The organism is Streptomyces sp. GC420 (genome assembly GCF_009916105.1).
Taxonomy (GTDB): Bacteria; Actinomycetota; Actinomycetes; order Streptomycetales; family Streptomycetaceae; genus Streptomyces.
Genome location: NZ_JAAAXQ010000743.1, coordinates 1 through 1,417, shown reverse-complemented (window position 1 = coordinate 1,417; position 1,417 = coordinate 1). Strand labels below are relative to the sequence as shown.

At 56.6% G+C, this 1,417-nt stretch carries 1 rRNA gene; it reads right to left on the bottom strand.

The features are described from left to right. Positions 1-23 precede the first annotated feature (23 nt). Positions 24-1,417: ribosomal RNA gene (locus GUY61_RS38310) — 23S ribosomal RNA — on the bottom strand; the annotation flags it as partial.

Here is a 1,417-nt window from a genome sequence, read left to right as displayed (position 1 = left end):
CAACACAGTGGACGCGAGCAACTGAGGACAAGCCCTCGGCCTATTAGTACCGGTCAACTCCACCAGTTACCTGGCTTCCATATCCGGCCTATCAACCCAGTCGTCTACTGGGAGCCTTACCCCATCAAGTGGGTGGGAGTCCTCATCTCGAAGCAGGCTTCCCGCTTAGATGCTTTCAGCGGTTATCCCTCCCGAACGTAGCCAACCAGCCATGCCCTTGGCAGGACAACTGGCACACCAGAGGTTCGTCCGTCCCGGTCCTCTCGTACTAGGGACAGCCCTTCTCAAGACTCCTACGCGCACAGCGGATAGGGACCGAACTGTCTCACGACGTTCTAAACCCAGCTCGCGTACCGCTTTAATGGGCGAACAGCCCAACCCTTGGGACCGACTCCAGCCCCAGGATGCGACGAGCCGACATCGAGGTGCCAAACCATCCCGTCGATATGGACTCTTGGGGAAGATCAGCCTGTTATCCCCGGGGTACCTTTTATCCGTTGAGCGACGGCGCTTCCACAAGCCACCGCCGGATCACTAGTCCCGACTTTCGTCCCTGCTCGACCCGTCGGTCTCACAGTCAAGCTCCCTTGTGCACTTACACTCAACACCTGATTGCCAACCAGGCTGAGGGAACCTTTGGGCGCCTCCGTTACCCTTTAGGAGGCAACCGCCCCAGTTAAACTACCCATCAGACACTGTCCCTGATCCGGATCACGGACCCAGGTTAGACATCCAGCACGACCAGAGTGGTATTTCAACGACGACTCCACCCAAGCTGGCGCTTGAGCTTCAAAGTCTCCCACCTATCCTACACAAGCCGAACCGAACACCAATATCAAACTGTAGTAAAGGTCCCGGGGTCTTTCCGTCCTGCTGCGCGAAACGAGCATCTTTACTCGTAGTGCAATTTCACCGGGCCTATGGTTGAGACAGTCGAGAAGTCGTTACGCCATTCGTGCAGGTCGGAACTTACCCGACAAGGAATTTCGCTACCTTAGGATGGTTATAGTTACCACCGCCGTTTACTGGCGCTTAAGTTCTCAGCTTCGCCACCCCGAAGAGTGACTAACCGGTCCCCTTAACGTTCCAGCACCGGGCAGGCGTCAGTCCGTATACATCGCCTTACGGCTTCGCACGGACCTGTGTTTTTAGTAAACAGTCGCTTCTCGCTGGTCTCTGCGGCCACCCCCAGCTCAGAGCGCGAAGCTCATCACCGGACGTGGCCCCCCTTCTCCCGAAGTTACGGGGGCATTTTGCCGAGTTCCTTAACCATAGTTCACCCGAACGCCTCGGTATTCTCTACCTGACCACCTGAGTCGGTTTAGGGTACGGGCCGCCATGAAACTCGCTAGAGGCTTTTCTCGACAGCATAGGATCATCCACTTCACCACAATCGGCTCGGCATCAGGTCTCACCC